At 69.1% G+C, this 14,931-nt stretch carries 11 protein-coding genes; 8 read left to right on the forward strand and 3 right to left on the reverse strand.

Annotation, left to right across the window (positions count from 1 at the left end):
- Nucleotides 1-12 precede the first annotated feature (12 nt).
- The 5 genes from ASE95_RS16735 (at nucleotide 13) to ASE95_RS16755 (ending at nucleotide 4,246) form a co-directional block, all read left to right on the forward strand.
- Complete coding sequence (locus tag ASE95_RS16735) at nucleotides 13-933, forward strand: DNA/RNA non-specific endonuclease (RefSeq protein WP_082450235.1); 921 nt, start codon at nucleotides 13-15, stop codon at nucleotides 931-933.
- A 112-nt stretch (nucleotides 934-1,045) separates the two neighbouring features.
- Nucleotides 1,046-2,053 carry a hypothetical protein gene (locus ASE95_RS16740; protein ID WP_056638984.1) on the forward strand — a complete coding sequence of 336 codons (1,008 nt, stop codon included), beginning with the start codon at nucleotides 1,046-1,048 and terminating at the stop codon, nucleotides 2,051-2,053.
- The gene (locus ASE95_RS16745; RefSeq protein ID WP_056638987.1) at nucleotides 2,050-2,829 is read left to right on the forward strand and encodes a hypothetical protein; all 780 of its coding nucleotides are present in this window, start codon (nucleotides 2,050-2,052) and stop codon (nucleotides 2,827-2,829) included. Before ASE95_RS16740 ends, ASE95_RS16745 begins: the two co-directional genes overlap by 4 nt.
- Nucleotides 2,830-2,843: 14 nt before the next feature.
- Nucleotides 2,844-3,929, forward strand: coding sequence for a M4 family metallopeptidase (locus ASE95_RS16750; RefSeq protein WP_056639152.1), 1,086 nt, complete (start codon nucleotides 2,844-2,846; stop codon nucleotides 3,927-3,929).
- On the forward strand, nucleotides 3,926-4,246 hold the full coding sequence (locus ASE95_RS16755) for a protealysin inhibitor emfourin (protein WP_056638990.1): 321 nt from the start codon (nucleotides 3,926-3,928) through the stop codon (nucleotides 4,244-4,246). Before ASE95_RS16750 ends, ASE95_RS16755 begins: the two co-directional genes overlap by 4 nt.
- A gap of 124 nt (nucleotides 4,247-4,370) precedes the next feature.
- On the opposite strand, the gene ASE95_RS18400 is transcribed toward ASE95_RS16755, so the two are convergent.
- Nucleotides 4,371-4,631, reverse strand: coding sequence for a hypothetical protein (locus ASE95_RS18400; protein WP_235528389.1), 261 nt, complete (start codon nucleotides 4,629-4,631; stop codon nucleotides 4,371-4,373).
- On the opposite strand from ASE95_RS18400, the gene ASE95_RS16760 reads away from it, so the two are divergent.
- On the forward strand, nucleotides 4,619-6,127 hold the full coding sequence (locus tag ASE95_RS16760; protein ID WP_056638993.1) for a vWA domain-containing protein: 1,509 nt from the start codon (nucleotides 4,619-4,621) through the stop codon (nucleotides 6,125-6,127). The genes ASE95_RS18400 and ASE95_RS16760 overlap by 13 nt on opposite strands.
- Nucleotides 6,128-6,248: 121 nt before the next feature.
- On the opposite strand, the gene ASE95_RS16765 is transcribed toward ASE95_RS16760, so the two are convergent.
- Both ASE95_RS16765 and ASE95_RS16770 read right to left on the reverse strand, forming a co-directional pair.
- Nucleotides 6,249-9,221, reverse strand: coding sequence for a TonB-dependent receptor domain-containing protein (locus ASE95_RS16765; protein WP_056638997.1), 2,973 nt, complete (start codon nucleotides 9,219-9,221; stop codon nucleotides 6,249-6,251).
- Nucleotides 9,222-9,447: 226 nt separating this feature from the next.
- Complete coding sequence (locus ASE95_RS16770) at nucleotides 9,448-9,951, reverse strand: hypothetical protein (protein ID WP_056639000.1); 504 nt, start codon at nucleotides 9,949-9,951, stop codon at nucleotides 9,448-9,450.
- 204 nt (nucleotides 9,952-10,155) lie between these two features.
- Here ASE95_RS16770 and ASE95_RS16775 point away from each other — a divergent pair, with 204 nt between their 5' ends.
- Both ASE95_RS16775 and ASE95_RS16780 read left to right on the forward strand, forming a co-directional pair.
- Complete coding sequence (locus ASE95_RS16775; RefSeq protein ID WP_056639003.1) at nucleotides 10,156-13,341, forward strand: TonB-dependent receptor domain-containing protein; 3,186 nt, start codon at nucleotides 10,156-10,158, stop codon at nucleotides 13,339-13,341.
- Nucleotides 13,342-13,430: 89 nt separating this feature from the next.
- Complete coding sequence (locus ASE95_RS16780) at nucleotides 13,431-14,924, forward strand: putative 2OG-Fe(II) oxygenase (RefSeq protein WP_082450238.1); 1,494 nt, start codon at nucleotides 13,431-13,433, stop codon at nucleotides 14,922-14,924.
- Nucleotides 14,925-14,931 lie beyond the last annotated feature (7 nt).

A 14,931-nucleotide genomic window follows, 5' to 3' on the forward strand; every position in this document is an offset into this window, starting at 1 on the left:
GGAGTTTCGCGCGTGATCGACCTGGATTTCCGGCCGCGGCTGATCGACCTGCGCCCGCTTGCCGCCCCGGACCGTGCCGCGGGGCCGGGGTTGCTGGCGACGGCGCGTGTGTCGACGCCCGCATCGCTGGCGGGGCGCGAGGGCTATCGCAGCGATCATCTCGGCGCGTTCGCGGTCGACCTGCCCGTGGCGCCCGCCGGGGTCGCGCTGCCGGTGCCGGGGCGCGACGATGCGCGACTGGATTACGAGCATTTCACGATCGTGATGGCGCAGGGCCGGCGGCTGGCGCTGTTCACCGCGGTGAACCTGGATGGCGGCGCCAGCGTATCGGTGCCCCGCGGCGGCGATCGCTGGTCGTTCGACGGCCGGATCCCGGAAGCGGCGCAGGCCGGCGACGATCTGTATGCCGACAACGATTTCGATCGCGGGCATCTGGTGCGGCGCGAAGACCCGAACTGGGGCGACACCGCGCAGCGCGCCAACCGCGACACGTTCCATTTCACCAATTGCGCGCCGCAGCTTTCGGCGTTCAACCAGCGCACGTGGCTGGAACTGGAGGATTACCTGCTCGCCAACACGCGTCGGGTGAAGGAACGGGCCAGCGTGTTCACCGGCCCGGTCTTCCGCGCCGACGACCCGGTCTATCGCGGCGTCGCGATCCCGCTGGCCTATTGGAAGGTGGTGGCGTTCGTCCATGACGACGGTCGACCCTCGGCCACCGCCTATCTGCTGGATCACGATGTCGATCTCGCCGCGCACAGCCTGTTGTTCGGCGCGTTCCGCACCTATCAGCGCTCGATCCTGTCGATCGCCGCGCTGACCGGGCTCGACTTCGGCGGGCTGGCGCAGTTCGACGGTTTCTCGAACGAGGAACGCGCGATGGGCGTGACCGTAAAGCAGCGCATCACCGGCCCGGACGACATCCGCGTGTGACGCCGGCGGGCGGTGTCGGGCGAACGACGCTCGTGCCGTGCGAAACGCTGTCCTACATCGCGCGACTATGAAAGATTGCTTCCGACTCACCCGGTTACGAAGGAGAGTGCGGATGCGCCGTCCCGTTTTGTCGCTGTTGCTGCCCGCGCTGCTCGGCGGGTGCGCGGGCAATGCGATCCGGCTGGAGGCGGCGGGCGCGGTGCAGCGCGACAGCCGCGCCGCCGTCGATGCCGCCGCGCGCTATTTCGACGCGATCGAACAGCGTCGCCGCGCCGCGGCCGCCGCTCTGGTCGCCAGCGACGCCGGCTGCCTGCCGCTTTCGCCGCTGCGCATCCAGGTGCCGGTCGCGCCCGACGCGCGCGCCGCGCCGCTGTGCCTTGCCGATGGCACACCCGCCGCGGGCCATGCCGCGTTCGCGATCGACCTTGCCGACAGCCCGCGCGCGGTGCTGGCGCCGCGCATAGCGCTGCTCGCCGCGGTCGCCGATTATGCCGATGCGCTCGCGACGATCCTCGATGCGCCCAAAGCCGATGTCGCCGCCGAACTGGCCGCCTTCGCCGATCAGGCGGGGCGGCTGGCGCGGTTCGGCAATTTCGTCGCCGGCACCGATATCCCCGATATCGACGCCGCCGCGGCCAGCGAACAGGGACAAAGCCTGATCGCGCTGATCGCCTTTGCCGACGCGCTCGCGCGGGAGGCGCGCGACACGAAGGCCGTGCGTGCGCTGGTCGCCACGCGCGGCGCGGCGGTCGATCGCGCGCTGTCGGCGCTGGCGGTGCAGGTCGACGCGTGGGGCAGGGGCGCGGCGCGCACCGCCGACGATTTGTACGGCAACGCGCTGTTCCGCAGCTATCTGCGCGGGCGGGCCGATCTGTCCGTGGCGCAGCGCGAGGAACTGGCCGCGCGCGTGTTCGCCGCCCGCGCCGCATCGCGCGATGGTCCGGCGCGTGCGGCGGAGGTCGGGGCGGCGATCACGCTGGCGGCGACCGCGCAGCGTGGGCTGCGCGACGCGCTCGCCGGGCGCTTCACCCCCGAACAACGCCGCGCCGCCGCGCGGCTCAACCTCGACCGGATCACCCGTGCGCTTGGGCTGGTCGCTGCGCTGGGGACGCCGTCATGACCGTTTTCGCGGAGGCCGCAGCGGCGGTGGACATGCTGGTCGAGCAGTTGCAGGCGCTGGTCGAGGATGCGCGCTTCGTGCCGCGCTTCTTCGATACGTTGTTCGGGTTGCGCACCGCGCTGGGCAGCGCGCGCGACCGGTTCGCCGCGACGCCGGGGGAGGGCGACCGCCCCGCCTATGCGACGGTGCGCGATCGCAGCGAACAGGCGGTGGCGATCGGCGGCGCGCTGACCCCCGACGAGGCGGCGGTCGCGCGCTATGCCGCCGCGGTGCAGCGGGCGATCGCCGCGCTCGATGCCCCGTTACCTGGCGCGTTACCTGCCGCGTCCCTCGCCCCGCCACCCGCTGCACGTGTGCGCCCGGCGCTGCGCGGTGCGCTGCGCATCGGGGGCGGCGCGCGCCGCACCGTCGCCGCGCCACGGGCCGAGCCTTATTATGCCAGCCTGACCAAGCTGTTCCCGGTCGAGGCGGTGACGCTGTACCCGCTGGCGATCGGCATTGCGGCGGGCGATGCGACGATCCGCCTGCTGCTGATCGGCGTCATCATGCTGTTCGTCGCCGTGCTGCGCTGGTTCGCCACGCAGGAAGAACGCGGCGGCGCGGCCGACGTGCCCGCGATCGCGGTCGCGCTGGTGTCGTTCGCGCTCTACGCCGCCGCGCTGGGCGGGTTCGGCTATCTGCCCGGCGGCCTGGCGCAGACCGGGCAATTGCTCGCCTTCCTGACCGTGATGTGGGTCGCGCTGGTGCCGTTCGCGCTCCGCCGCGCCCGTTTGTGACAAAGGACATGCCCATGTGCACGCACCCGCACCGCCACACGCTGCATTGCATCCTGCCGCCCTACATCCTGTCGCGCATCGCCGAACACGGGCCGCCCGGACTGCGCGCGGCGGCGATGCGCGGGCTGCTGGTCGATCCGACGATCCGCATGGTGCGCGCCGCGACCGGCGGCCCGGTGATCGGCGCGCTGGCGCGGCTGCGCACCGCGGCGGGCGTCGTGCGCGCGGCCACGCCGCTGCGCACGATCCGCGATGCGCAGGGCGAACCCGAAGCGCCCGGCGCGGTGATCGTCCGGCGCGAGGGCGATGCGCCCACCGGGGACGCGGCGGTGGACGAGGCGTATGACGGGCTGGGCGCGACCTTCGCGTTGTTTCAGGAGGCCTATGGCCGCAACTCGATCGACGATGCCGGGCTGCCGCTGGACGCCACGGTCCATTACGACCGCGACTATGACAACGCCTTTTGGGACGGTACGCAGATGGTGTTCGGCGACGGCGACGGGCAACTTTTCAACCGTTTCACGATCGCGCTCGACGTCATCGGCCACGAACTGGCGCACGGCGTCACCGAAAAGGAGGCGGGGCTGGCCTATTATGGCCAGTCGGGGGCGCTCAACGAAAGCATCTCCGACGTGTTCGGGGCGCTGGTGAAGCAATATCTGTTGCGCCAGACCGCGGAGGAGGCGGACTGGCTGATCGGTGCCGGGCTATTGACCCCGGCGGTGAACGGCGTCGCGTTGCGTTCGATGAAGGCGCCCGGCACCGCCTATGACGATCCGGTGCTGGGCCGCGATCCGCAGCCCGCCGACATGGCCGGCTTCGTGCGCACCAACCAGGACAATGGCGGCGTGCACATCAATTCGGGCATTCCCAACCGTGCCTTCCACCTTGCCGCGACCGCGATCGGCGGCCATGCGTGGGAACGCGCCGGGCAGATCTGGTACGATGCGCTGCTCGATCCCGCGACGCGCGCCAACACCGATTTTGCGGGCTTCGCGCGGATCACGCGCGATGTCGCCGCGCGCCGTTACGGCAGCGGGGCGGCGGAGACGCGCGCGGTCGCCGGGGCGTGGGCGGCCGTCGGGGTGGACATGTCATGAGCGACGACGAGGCGCGGCTGCGGATCGAGGGCGGCTTCGCGCACCTGCCCGGGCTGGCGCGCGACCATGCGGTGGCGCTCGCCGATCTCGCCGCGCCCGACCGTGCCGAGGTGTGTGCGCTGGCCGAACAGGCCGATTTCTTCGGCTGTGCCGCGCCCGATCCCGACGCCGCGCCGCGCCCGGACGCGCGCACCTATACATTGGGGCTGACGCTGGACGGGCGGACCCGCGAGTTGCGCGTCGCCGAGCCGATCCGCGATCCGGCGCTGGCGCGGCTGGTGTCGGCGGTACGGCGGCTGGGCAGGACGGGCGGGTGACGGCGGGCGATGCAGGTCATGCGGGGAAGGGCTGGCAAAACATCATGAGCCGCGCCTAGTCTGTGTCGGTGCACGGCGGAGCACCCGCCGTCGCCCGAGGGGATCGCCATGCTCGTACGCCGCATCACCGCGCTTCTGGCCGCTCCGGCGCTGCTGTCGAATGCGCCACCACCACCTGCGGCGGGCGCGCAGCGGGGCGAGGCATCTCCGGTCCGGTGCAGGGTGACACCGGCGGAGTGGAGGTTCGGCGGGTCGTGGGGAGTGCAGGGTATCGCCCCTTCCGCGCCGCCGGCCCCTGGCGCGCTCCCGGCTCCACCACCACCTCCTCCTCCGCCCCCACCTCCGCCCCCACCTCCGCCACCCCCGCCGCCGATGGTGTCGTCACGGGTCGCGCCGGGTCTGGTGCCGGCCCCGCCCGCCGTCTACGTGCCGACGACCAGCGTGGCGCCGCCCGCTTATGGCACCCCGGGCAATACCGAGCGCTACGACGGTCGCCCGGTCGCCACGATCAGCGATACCGCGACCGCGCCGGTGTCGACCTTCTCGATCGACGTCGATACCGGTTCCTATGCCAACGTCCGCCGTTTTCTCGCCAGCGGCCAGCCCGTGCCGCCCGAGGCGGCGCGCACCGAGGAATTGCTGAACTATTTCCGTTACGACTACCCGCGCCCCGCCGATCGCGACCGGCCGTTCAGCATCACCACCAACGTATCGACCACGCCGTGGAACCCGGCGACGCGGCTGATCCGGATCGGCCTGCGCGGCTATGACGTGTCCACCGCGACGCGCCCGCCCGCCAACCTCGTGTTCCTCGTCGATACGTCCGGATCGATGGGCACGCCCGACAAGCTGCCGCTGGTCAAGGCGGCGTTGCGCGGGCTGGCCGGCCGGTTGCGCCCCGACGACCGCGTCTCGATCGTCGCTTATGCCGGCAGCGCGGGGCTCGTGCTGGAGCCGACCGCGCAAAAGGCCTATGTCGAGGCCGCGCTCGCCTGTCTCGACGCCGGCGGATCGACCGCGGGCGGGCAGGGGATCGAACTGGCCTATGCCACTGCGCGGGCCGCGTTCCGGAAGGGCGCGGTCAACCGCATCATCCTGGCCACCGACGGCGACTTCAACGTCGGCATCAGCGACAACAAGGCGCTGGAGGAACTGGTGAAGCGTCATCGCGACGCCGGCATCACGCTCACCACGCTCGGCTTCGGCCGCGGCAATTACAACGAAGCGATGATGGAGCGTATCGCCGACGTCGGGAATGGCAATTACGCCTATATCGACAGTGCGATGGAGGCGCAGAAGGTGCTGGGCGACGAGATGTCCGCCACGCTCGTCACGATCGCCAGCGACGTGAAGGTGCAGGTCGAGTTCGATCCGGCGCAGGTCGCGCAATACCGGCTGATCGGTTACGAGAACCGCGCGCTGCGCGAGGAGGATTTCACCAACGACGCGGTCGATGCCGGCGACATGGGTGCCGGGCATCAGGTGACCGCGCTGTACGAGGTCGTTCCCGCCGGAGCGCCGGGCTGGACGCCCACGCGGCGTTATCCCGCCAATCGTCCGGCCGCTGCGGCGACGCGCGGCGGCGAGGCGTGCTTCGTCAGGCTGCGCTACAAACTGCCCGGCGGCACCACCTCACGCGAGCTGACCCGCGCGATCCCGGCGGGGGTGCTGGCGGGCGCGAAACCGCCGGTCGGTGACATGGCATTCGCCGCGGCCGTCGCGGCGTACGGACAGAAATTGCGCGGCGATCCCTACCTCGCGCGGTTCCGCTTCGCCGACGTGCGCCAGCTGGCAGGTGCGCCGCGCGATCAGTGGCGGCAGGAATTCGTCCGACTGGCGACGCTGGCCGAAGGACAGGCCGGGGGCGGGGTCGGCGGGTGAGTAGGACCGGGTGAGTAGGGCGGGGCGCTGAACGAGCCGCCGGCATGACGAAAATGGGGGAGTGCGATCAGCCGCACTCCCCCATTTTTTCGTGTTCAAGCGACCCCGAAGGGGGTGCGTCCTAGAACGTCAGGCGCAGACCCGAATAGAACGAGCGTCCGAAGACGTCGTAATAGGCCGGGACCGTGTCCAGCGCCTGCGTGCCGGCCGTGCTGCTCGGGAAGAGCGGCGGCTTGCTGTCGGCGATGTTGTTCACGCCGAAGAAGAACTGGTAGTTCTCCGTCACGTCGAACGACACGCGGGCGTTGTGGTAGAAACGGTCGCCGATGTTGATCGTCGGATCGGCGAACGGGCTGTTCCGCGCCTTGCCGAGGTAGCGCATGTTGTAGGTCAGGGCGACGCCGTCCTCGCTGGTCCAGCTCGCCGTCGTGTTGCCGGTGAACTTGATGAAGCCCTGATCCGAGGTCGAACCGCCGGCGAAGCCCAGCAGGTCGGTGGTCGGCTGCCCCGGCAACGTCGTCTGCTGCGCCTGGTCGTACAGGGTGCCGATGACGTTGAACGATGCACGGCCACCCAGCAACGGCGTGACATAGGCAGCGGTGAAATCGATGCCCTTCAGCTTGAATGCCGCGACGTTGATGAGCTGGTCGTTCACCGCGGTCAGGACGTAATTGGCGCCCGGGACGTTCGGGTTGGTGCTGCGCGTCAGGTCGCCGCAGAACAGCCGCGTCGTCGTGTCATAGCATTGGTTGGCCTTGGTCTGGCGGCCGACGGTGTTGATGATGTTGTCGAGGCTGATTTCGAACCGGTCGACCGTGACGGAGAAGCCCGGCAGGAAGTTCGGCGCGAAGGCGATGCCATAGGTCAGCGTCGTCCCGCGCTCCGGTGCCAGGCCCGGGTTGCCGCCGACGAAACCGGCCACCGATTGCTGGACGTTGATCGGCGGCGCATAGGTCGCCGGTACGCCGTCCGCGGCGCAATTCGTGGCGCGGGTCGCATTGGCGTTGCGGGTCGATGCGGTGCACGGATCGGTCACGGTGCCGAACGTCTGGCTGACGCCCGACAATTCGCCCGGTACCGGCGTGCGCACGGCGCGCGCGCGGTTGACGCGCAGGACGACGCCCGGGATCGGCTCATAGCTGCCGCCATAGCGCCACGTCTGGTAATTGCCGCCGGTGCTCGGATCCGAATAACGGAACGACCCGTCCAGCGTCAGCCTGTGGATCAGCGTCATGTCGCCCAGGATCGGTGCGGAGATCTCGCCGTACGCTTCCTTGGTGCGGACCTTCACGAAAGCGACGTCGCCGATCTGGTTGCCGGTCACCTCGGCATTGTTGATCTGGCTGGCGTAATCGAGGTTGCCCGAGAAGGTGCGGTATTCGGCACCGACCGAGAAGGCCAGGTCGCCGCCCGGCAGGCGGAACAGCGAGCCGGAGACGAAGGCGTTCGCATCGTGCAGCACGCTTTCGCCGGTCTGGCCGGTCGACACGCCCAGCGCGTTACGCTGTGCGGCGGTATACGGCAGGAACGGGTTGATCGGGACGCAGCCGGTCGCGCGGGCACCCGCATCGGCGCATTGCAGCGTGCCGTTCACCTGTTCGGTGCGCAGGCCGTAATACAGCTGGCGCGTGCTGACGAGGCCGCGGGTGGTCGAATCCAGCTTCGTGCTGCCGTAGACGTACGATACCTCGTAATTCCAGTCGCGACCGAAGCCCGCGTTGAAGTCGCCCTTCAACCCGGCCACCGCGCGGATCGTGTCGCGACGGTTCACCGCACCGCGATCGTCGAACGCGGAGAAGCGCTGCTGCCACTGGATCTGCGTCATGCCGCGCGCCAGCGCCGCATTGTACACTGCGGTCGGGATGATCGGATTGGCGACCGACGTCGGCGTGCCGGTGCCGGTGGTCGACTGGATCTGGAGCGGGATGCTGGCCTGCAGCCCGGTCACGCCCGGCCCGCCGCCGAACAGGCTGCCCGCCGTCGGCGACTGGAACGGATGCCCCTCGAACGCAGCGGTGATCTGGCTCTGCCCGTAGTTGAACTCCATGAAGGCGTTCACGCCCTTCACGATCGGATATTCCGCCGCGGCCGCGAACAGGATGCGGCGCGTCGGGATCGCGATGTCGCGCACGCCGTTGCGGTTGAAGCCGTCACGCGTGACCGAGAACGGCGTCAGGTTACCGGCGGCATCGGTGTAGCTGGTGCCGCTGCCGATGCGCGTGGCGTTGAACGCGCCCAGCCCGTTGCCGGCGGTCAGGAAGAAGGTGCCGTTGGCGCCGACCGCCGAATAGGCCGCCGGGCCGCGGATCGCATCGGCGGGCGGCGACCAGAAGAAGTCCTGCGCGCACAATTCGCGCGAGGCGCACTGGACGCGGCCCTGATAGTCGATCTGCGCCGTCAGGTTGATCGAGCCGCCGTTCTCAAACTTCTTGCCGAACATCAGATAGCCGTTCGGGTTCTTGTTATCACCGCGCTCGGTAATGCCGTAGCTGGCGCCGGCCTGGAAACCGTCGATCTGCTTGGTGACGATGTTGATGACCCCGGCCACCGCATCGGCGCCGTAGATCGACGCCGCGCCGCCGGTCAGAATGTCCAGCCGCTCGATATTGGCGGACGGGATCGAGTTGAAGTCGACCGCGGTGCTGGTGGTCGTTCCGCCCGGCACGCGACGCCCGTTGATCAGGGTCAGCGTGCGGCCACCGCCCAGGTTGCGCAGGTTGACCGTGTTGAGGCCCGAGGTGGCGGCGCCGGAGAAGGTCGACTGCGTCCGCGACGATCCGAACGAGGCCGCGAACTGCGGCAGCTGCGTGGCGAGATCAGCGAAGTTGGTGAAGTTGCGATTCTGAAAGGCTTCCTGGCCGACGACCAGCACCGGCGACGAACTGATCAGATCGGGGCGCGAGATGCGCGTCCCGGTGACCACCACGTCGGTTTCCTCGCCGGCGTTCGGCTGGGTCGTGTCGGGTTGCGGGGCGGGTGCCACCGGTGCCTGCGTCGCGGCCTGATCGCCATTCTGTGCCCAGGCCGGTGCCGCAGCCAGTACGGCCCCTGCCGACAGCGCCGTCACCAGAAGGCGCGTCTTCAACGTCTTCATGTAGTTACCCCCAATAGATCGCGACCGCCGTGGCGATCGTTCACTGAAATCTGCGACGGGAAGCATGACGATCCCGGTCAGAACACGGAGGCTAGTTTTATTTCAGTCCATTGATCAATTGGGGTGCGGGCAAAAGTGCAACAAACTTGCAATCTGTGTTAAATGCGCAACATGGTATCAGCGCAACCACATGATGCAGGATAGCTTACGCACTTGGAGCGGGGTGTCACATCCGGCGACGTACCCGCACTGCGGCCTGCCGGCCCACGCCGAGCTTGTATGTCCCCAGCGCGGCGCGCTTCACCGTCACCTTTTCGCCGACGCGTGGCGCGACCGCGAAGCGTTGTCCGTCGGTCTGCTGCCAGCGGGTGCCGTCCGCCAGCACGAAGATCCAGTTGCCGTCGCCGGCCTGCGACGCCTGGCCCAAGGTGCTGGCCACGGCGTCCAGCCGCTTGCCCGCCGGATCCTGCAACGTCGGCAGATCGGCGACCCGGCGGCGTTCGCCGAAGCGGGCGCGGCGATCCTGCTCGACCCGCGCACGATCGACCACCACGACGCTGCGCGTGGCGATCGCGCCGTCGAACGCGCGCGCCGCGCTGTCGAAACAGCGTAGCCGTTCCTTGTCGCCGGCGATCGCACGGCACCGGATCAGCGTATCGACGACGGTCGTGCGCTCGGGAAGCGCCGGATCGGCAGCGCTGGCCGGAGCGGTCAGGATTCCGGCAGTCATGACAAATAGTAAAAAAACTCCACGCCTTGGCGTTCCGGCGCGATCATATTGTGTCGGCAAGTGTAACGTCGATGCAACAGACGGGAAATTTCGTTGCAAAACGGACCATCCCACATTGCCCATCATACCCGTCCTTCGTAGCGTCCGGTCAAGCGCCCACAAAAAGGGCGCGACAGAACACAGCTATTGCAAAAAGGGGGTCTTATGAAGACGATTTCGATCCGGCGTCGACTGCTCGCCGGTACGATCGTTGCGGGCGCGATGCTCGGCGGTCTGCCCGCCATGGCACAGGTCGCCAATGATCCGGCACAGGCCAGCGCCGGCCCGCTCGAGGGTCAGGCACCGGTCGCCAATGCGGACGGCGACAACAGGAGCGCGCAGGCCGGCGACGTCGTCGTCACCGGTTCGCGTATCCGTTCGCCGAACCTGGAGGCGACCAGCCCGGTCACCGTGGTCAACAGCGAAGAGTTCAAGCTGACCGGCACGACCCGCACCGAAGACCTCATCAACTCGCTGCCGCAGGCGTTCGCCGGGCAGAGCGGCAACATCTCGAACGGTTCGAGCGGCATCGCCACCATCAACCTGCGCGGCCTAGGCGCCGAGCGCAACCTGGTGCTGGTCAACGGCCGCCGCGTCGTCCCGGGCGATCCCAGCTCGGCCGCGGTCGACATCAACGTCATCCCGGCGGCGATCATCAAGCGCGTCGACGTGCTGACCGGCGGCGCATCGTCGGTGTACGGTGCGGACGCGGTGACCGGCGTCGTCAACTTCGTGATGGACACCGATTTCGAGGGCTTCCGCCTCGACGGCCAATATTCGATGTTCAACCACAACAACCGTGGTGGCGGGGGCATCCGCGACGCGCTGAACAGCAACTCGCCTTATGGCGCACCGGCCGGCTATCCGCGTGGCATGTCCACCGACGGCGGCACGGTCGACGTCACCGCGGCGTTCGGCACCAGCTTCGATGACGGTCGCGGTCACATCACTGCATATGGCGGCTACCGCAAGATCAACGCCGTCTCGCAGGCGAACCGCGACTATTCGTCGTGCTCGCTCAGTGCGAACACCGCGTCCGCCTTCCAGACCAGCGGTCGTCCGTTCGCCTGCGCCGGCTCGGCAACCTCGCCGCAGGGCACGTTCCGCGCCTTCACGGGGACGGGTGACGATTTCGCGACCCAAGCCTTCCAGCCGGGTCAGGGCCAGACATTCGCGCGCGGTAGCACGCCGTTCAACTTCAACCCGCTGAACTATTACCAGCGCCCGGACGAGCGCTACACCGCCGGCTTCTTCGCCAATTACGAAGTGTCGGACGCAGTCAAGCCATATGCCGAGTTCATGTTCATGGACGATCGCACCGTTGCGCAGATCGCGCCGTCGGGCAATTTCGGCAATACGACGTCTATCAACTGCAACAACCCGTTGCTGTCCGCGCAGCAGCTATCGATCGTCTGCGCTCCCAACAACCTGCTCGTCGCCAGCAATCCGGCAAATCTGTTGAGCGGCCAGCAGGTCGTCGGTCAGGCCATCTTTGACCCGACCACGTTCAGCGACACGACCGCTGCGACGTTCTTTGATCCCGTCAGCGGGCAGGCTTACAACCGTGGCTACCTCCAGGCCTTCCGCCGCAATGTCGAGGGTGGCGCACGTCGTGACGACCTGCAGCACACCAGCTTCCGCGGTGTGATCGGCTCGCGCGGCGATCTCGGCAGCGCCTGGTCGTACGACGCTTATTATCAGTACGGTCGCACCAACTTCGCCGAGACCTACACCAACGACTTCTCGATCACGCGCCTTGGCCGTGCACTAGACGTCGTCAGCAACCCGAATGGCGGCGCGCCCGTTTGCCGCTCGGTTCTGACCGGTCAGGATCCGAACTGCGTTCCCTATAACATTTTCTCGCTGAACAGCGTGACGCCGGAATCGGTCGCATACCTCTCGACTCCGGGCTTCCAGCGCGGCGTCGTCAGCGAGCAGGTGGCCTCGGCCAGCTTCTCTGGCCAGCTTGGTGAGTATGGCATCAAGAGCCCGTGGGCCACTGAGGGCCTCGGCCTCGCGATCGGCGCCGAGTATCGCAAGGAATCGCTGGACTTCAAATCGGACCTCGCGTTCCAGACCGGCGATCTGTCGGGCCAGGGTGCGGCGACGCTGCCGGTGCAGGGTTCGTTCGACGTCAAGGAAGTGTTCGGCGAATTGCGCGTGCCGATCGTGTTCGACAGCTTCATCTACAATCTGTCGGTCACCGGCGGCTATCGCTACTCGTCGTACAGCACCTCGGTGGGAGGCAAGTTCTCGACCGATACCTACAAGATCGAGGGCGAGTTCGCGCCGATCCGCGATATCCGTTTCCGCGGTGGCTACAACCGTGCCGTCCGCGCGCCGACCGTGCAGGATCTGTTCGCCCCGCAGCGCGTCGCGCTGAGCGGCAACGGCGATCCGTGCGCGGGCCGCGTGTTGACCGCGGCGGATCAGGGCTGTCTGTTGCAGGGCTTGCGCGCCGGGCAGACCGTCGCCGAGAACCCGTCGAGCCAGTATAACGGCCTGATCGGCGGCAACCCGAACCTGCTGCCCGAAGTCGCCGACACCTACACGGCGGGCGTCGTGCTCCAGCCGTCGTTCCTGCCGCGCTTCGCGCTGACCGTCGATTTCTTCGACATCAACATCAAGCGCGCGGTCACCTCGATCGGTGTCGACACGATCCTCAACGCCTGCAACACCACGCTGAACCCGCAGTTCTGCGGGCTGGTCAATCGTGATGCGGCGGGTTCGCTGTGGTTGACGCCGCAGGGCTTCGTCACCAACACCACGCAGAACATCGGTGGTCTGGCGACGCGCGGTATCGACGTCAGCGGCAGCTACTCCTACCCGATCGGCGACCTGGGTTCGTTGGGCTTCAACTTCAACGGCACCTGGCTCGACCGGCTGGTCACCGACACCGGCATCAGCGGCAAGTACGACTGTGTCGGCCTGTTCGGCACCACCTGCCTGCAGCCGACTCCGGAATGGCGGCACAACGCCCGTGTGAGCTTCAACGCACCGTCGGGCGTGGGTGTGTCGGTGCGGTGGCGCTACTTCGGCAACGTGAAGGTCGATGCGACCAACACCAACCCGAACCTTAACAACCCGGGTGCCAGCGGCCCGGCACCGGGTGGCGTCGCCCGTCCGGGTCTCGCCGAACTGGGCGTGCAGAGCTACTTCGACCTGGCGATGACGTTCCGGGTCAGCGACGCGTACACGTTCCGTCTCGGCGCGAACAACCTGCTCGACCGCGAACCGCCGCTGACCGGTTCGCAGGCATGCCCGGGCGTGGTCTGTAACGGCAACACCTTCCCGGGCGTGTACGACGCGCTCGGCCGCTACATCTACGCCGGCGTCACGCTCGACCTGTAATCGGGCCGCATCGCCGACCAATGAAGGGCGGGTCTTCGGACCCGCCCTTTTTTGCTTGAGCCAGGCCGGTCGTCGTTCGACACGGGGGTATGGCTTCCCGACCACCCCGATCGCCCGCCGACGCGCTCGCGCCGGTCGTGGCGCGTGCGACCACCACATGGCGCGAGCCGGAGGCGATCGTCGCGGTATCCGCCGCGCTCACGCACGCGCCCTTCGACGCGCGCCTGTGGCAATTGCTTGCCGTGGCGCAACGGGCGGCACAGGATGGTGCCGCCGCACTCGCCGCCGCGCGCCGCGCCGCGGCGCTGGCCCCCGCCGACCCGCTGATCGCGCATACCCTTGCCCGCATCGCCTATGAGGCGGGCGAGCCTGCGGTCGCCGCCTTCGACCGCGCACTGGCGCTCGCCCCGCTCGACGCGGCGGTGATGCTCGGCCGCGTCGCGGCGTTGCTGGCGACCGGCGAGGGGGCGCGCGCGACCGCGTTCCTTGTCGACGTGCTGCGCCAGCATCCCGGTTGGTACGACGGCCATGCCACGCTGGCCCGGCTGCGCTGGCAGGCCGGTGACCGCGACGGCTACACGCACAGCTACGAGACGGCGCTCGCCACCCGGCCCGCCGACGGGCTGCTGTGGCGCGATTACGCCGCCACGACCGCGCGCGCCGGGCAGACCGGGGCGGCGCGCCGCATCGTGCACCGCGCCCGCGCCGCGGTGGGGCAAAGCCGCACGCTCGACCTGATCGAGGCCGGCGCCTGTTCCGAGGAGGGCGATGTCGCCGCGGCCGACCGGCTGTTCGCCGCGCATTCGCCGCTCGCCGATGCGGAGGCGCTGCCCGGTCATGTCCGCCACCTGTTGCGCGCCGGGCGTCCCGACGCCGCGCGCGCCGCGCTCGACGGCCGGCTGGGGCGCGACACGCACGACCTGTGGCCGCTCGCCGCGCTGGCGTGGCGACTGACCGGTGATCCGCGCGGCGACTGGCTGGAGCGCGGCGGCGATCTGGTCCGCGTCTTCGACCTCGCCGGCGAACTCGGCCCGATCGACGCACTCGCGGCGACGCTGCGCACGTTGCACCGCACGATCGCCGCGCCGCTCGACCAGTCGTTGCGCGGCGGCACGCAGACCGACGGGCCGCTGTTCGCGCGGCTCGATCCCGCGATCGCGCGGTTGCGCGATGCGGTGCGCGGCGCGGTCGCGCGCTACGTCGCCGGTCTGCCGCCGCCCGATGCCGCGCATCCGTTGCTGGGCTTGCCGCGCGACCGGCTGCGCTTCGCGGGATCGTGGTCGGTTCGGCTCACCGATCGCGGCCATCACGTCGACCATGTCCATCCGGCGGGCTGGATCAGCTCGGCCTGCTACGTCGCGCTGCCCGACGCCGTGGCGGGAGAGGAGCAGGCGCGCGCCGGCTGGCTCAGCCTCGGGGATGCGCCGACGCTCGACGGCGGCGCGCTGCCGCCGTGGCGACAGGTCGAACCGCGCCCCGGCCGGCTGGTGCTGTTCCCCTCGTACATGTGGCATCGCACGCATGCCTTTGCGGCGGGGGAGCGGTTGACCGTCGCCTTCGACATCGCGCGGCCGCCGGTCTAGGATCGCG

This window comes from Sphingomonas sp. Leaf231 (assembly GCF_001421995.1).
Classification (GTDB): domain Bacteria; phylum Pseudomonadota; class Alphaproteobacteria; order Sphingomonadales; family Sphingomonadaceae; genus Sphingomonas.

Bases quoted from the DNA above. Each gene is read 5' to 3' on its own strand.
- ASE95_RS16740 (WP_056638984.1), top strand. From the start codon at position 1,046: ATGCGCCGTCCCGTTTTGTCGCTGTTGCTGCCCGCGCTGCTCGGCGGG.
- ASE95_RS16745 (WP_056638987.1), top strand. From the start codon at position 2,050: ATGACCGTTTTCGCGGAGGCCGCAGCGGCGGTGGACATGCTGGTCGAG.
- ASE95_RS16750 (WP_056639152.1), top strand. From the start codon at position 2,844: ATGTGCACGCACCCGCACCGCCACACGCTGCATTGCATCCTGCCGCCC.
- ASE95_RS16755 (WP_056638990.1), top strand. From the start codon at position 3,926: ATGAGCGACGACGAGGCGCGGCTGCGGATCGAGGGCGGCTTCGCGCAC.
- ASE95_RS16760 (WP_056638993.1), top strand. From the start codon at position 4,619: ATGGTGTCGTCACGGGTCGCGCCGGGTCTGGTGCCGGCCCCGCCCGCC.
- ASE95_RS16765 (WP_056638997.1), bottom strand. From the start codon at position 9,221: ATGAAGACGTTGAAGACGCGCCTTCTGGTGACGGCGCTGTCGGCAGGG.
- ASE95_RS16770 (WP_056639000.1), bottom strand. From the start codon at position 9,951: ATGACTGCCGGAATCCTGACCGCTCCGGCCAGCGCTGCCGATCCGGCG.
- ASE95_RS16775 (WP_056639003.1), top strand. From the start codon at position 10,156: ATGAAGACGATTTCGATCCGGCGTCGACTGCTCGCCGGTACGATCGTT.
- ASE95_RS16780 (WP_082450238.1), top strand. From the start codon at position 13,431: ATGGCTTCCCGACCACCCCGATCGCCCGCCGACGCGCTCGCGCCGGTC.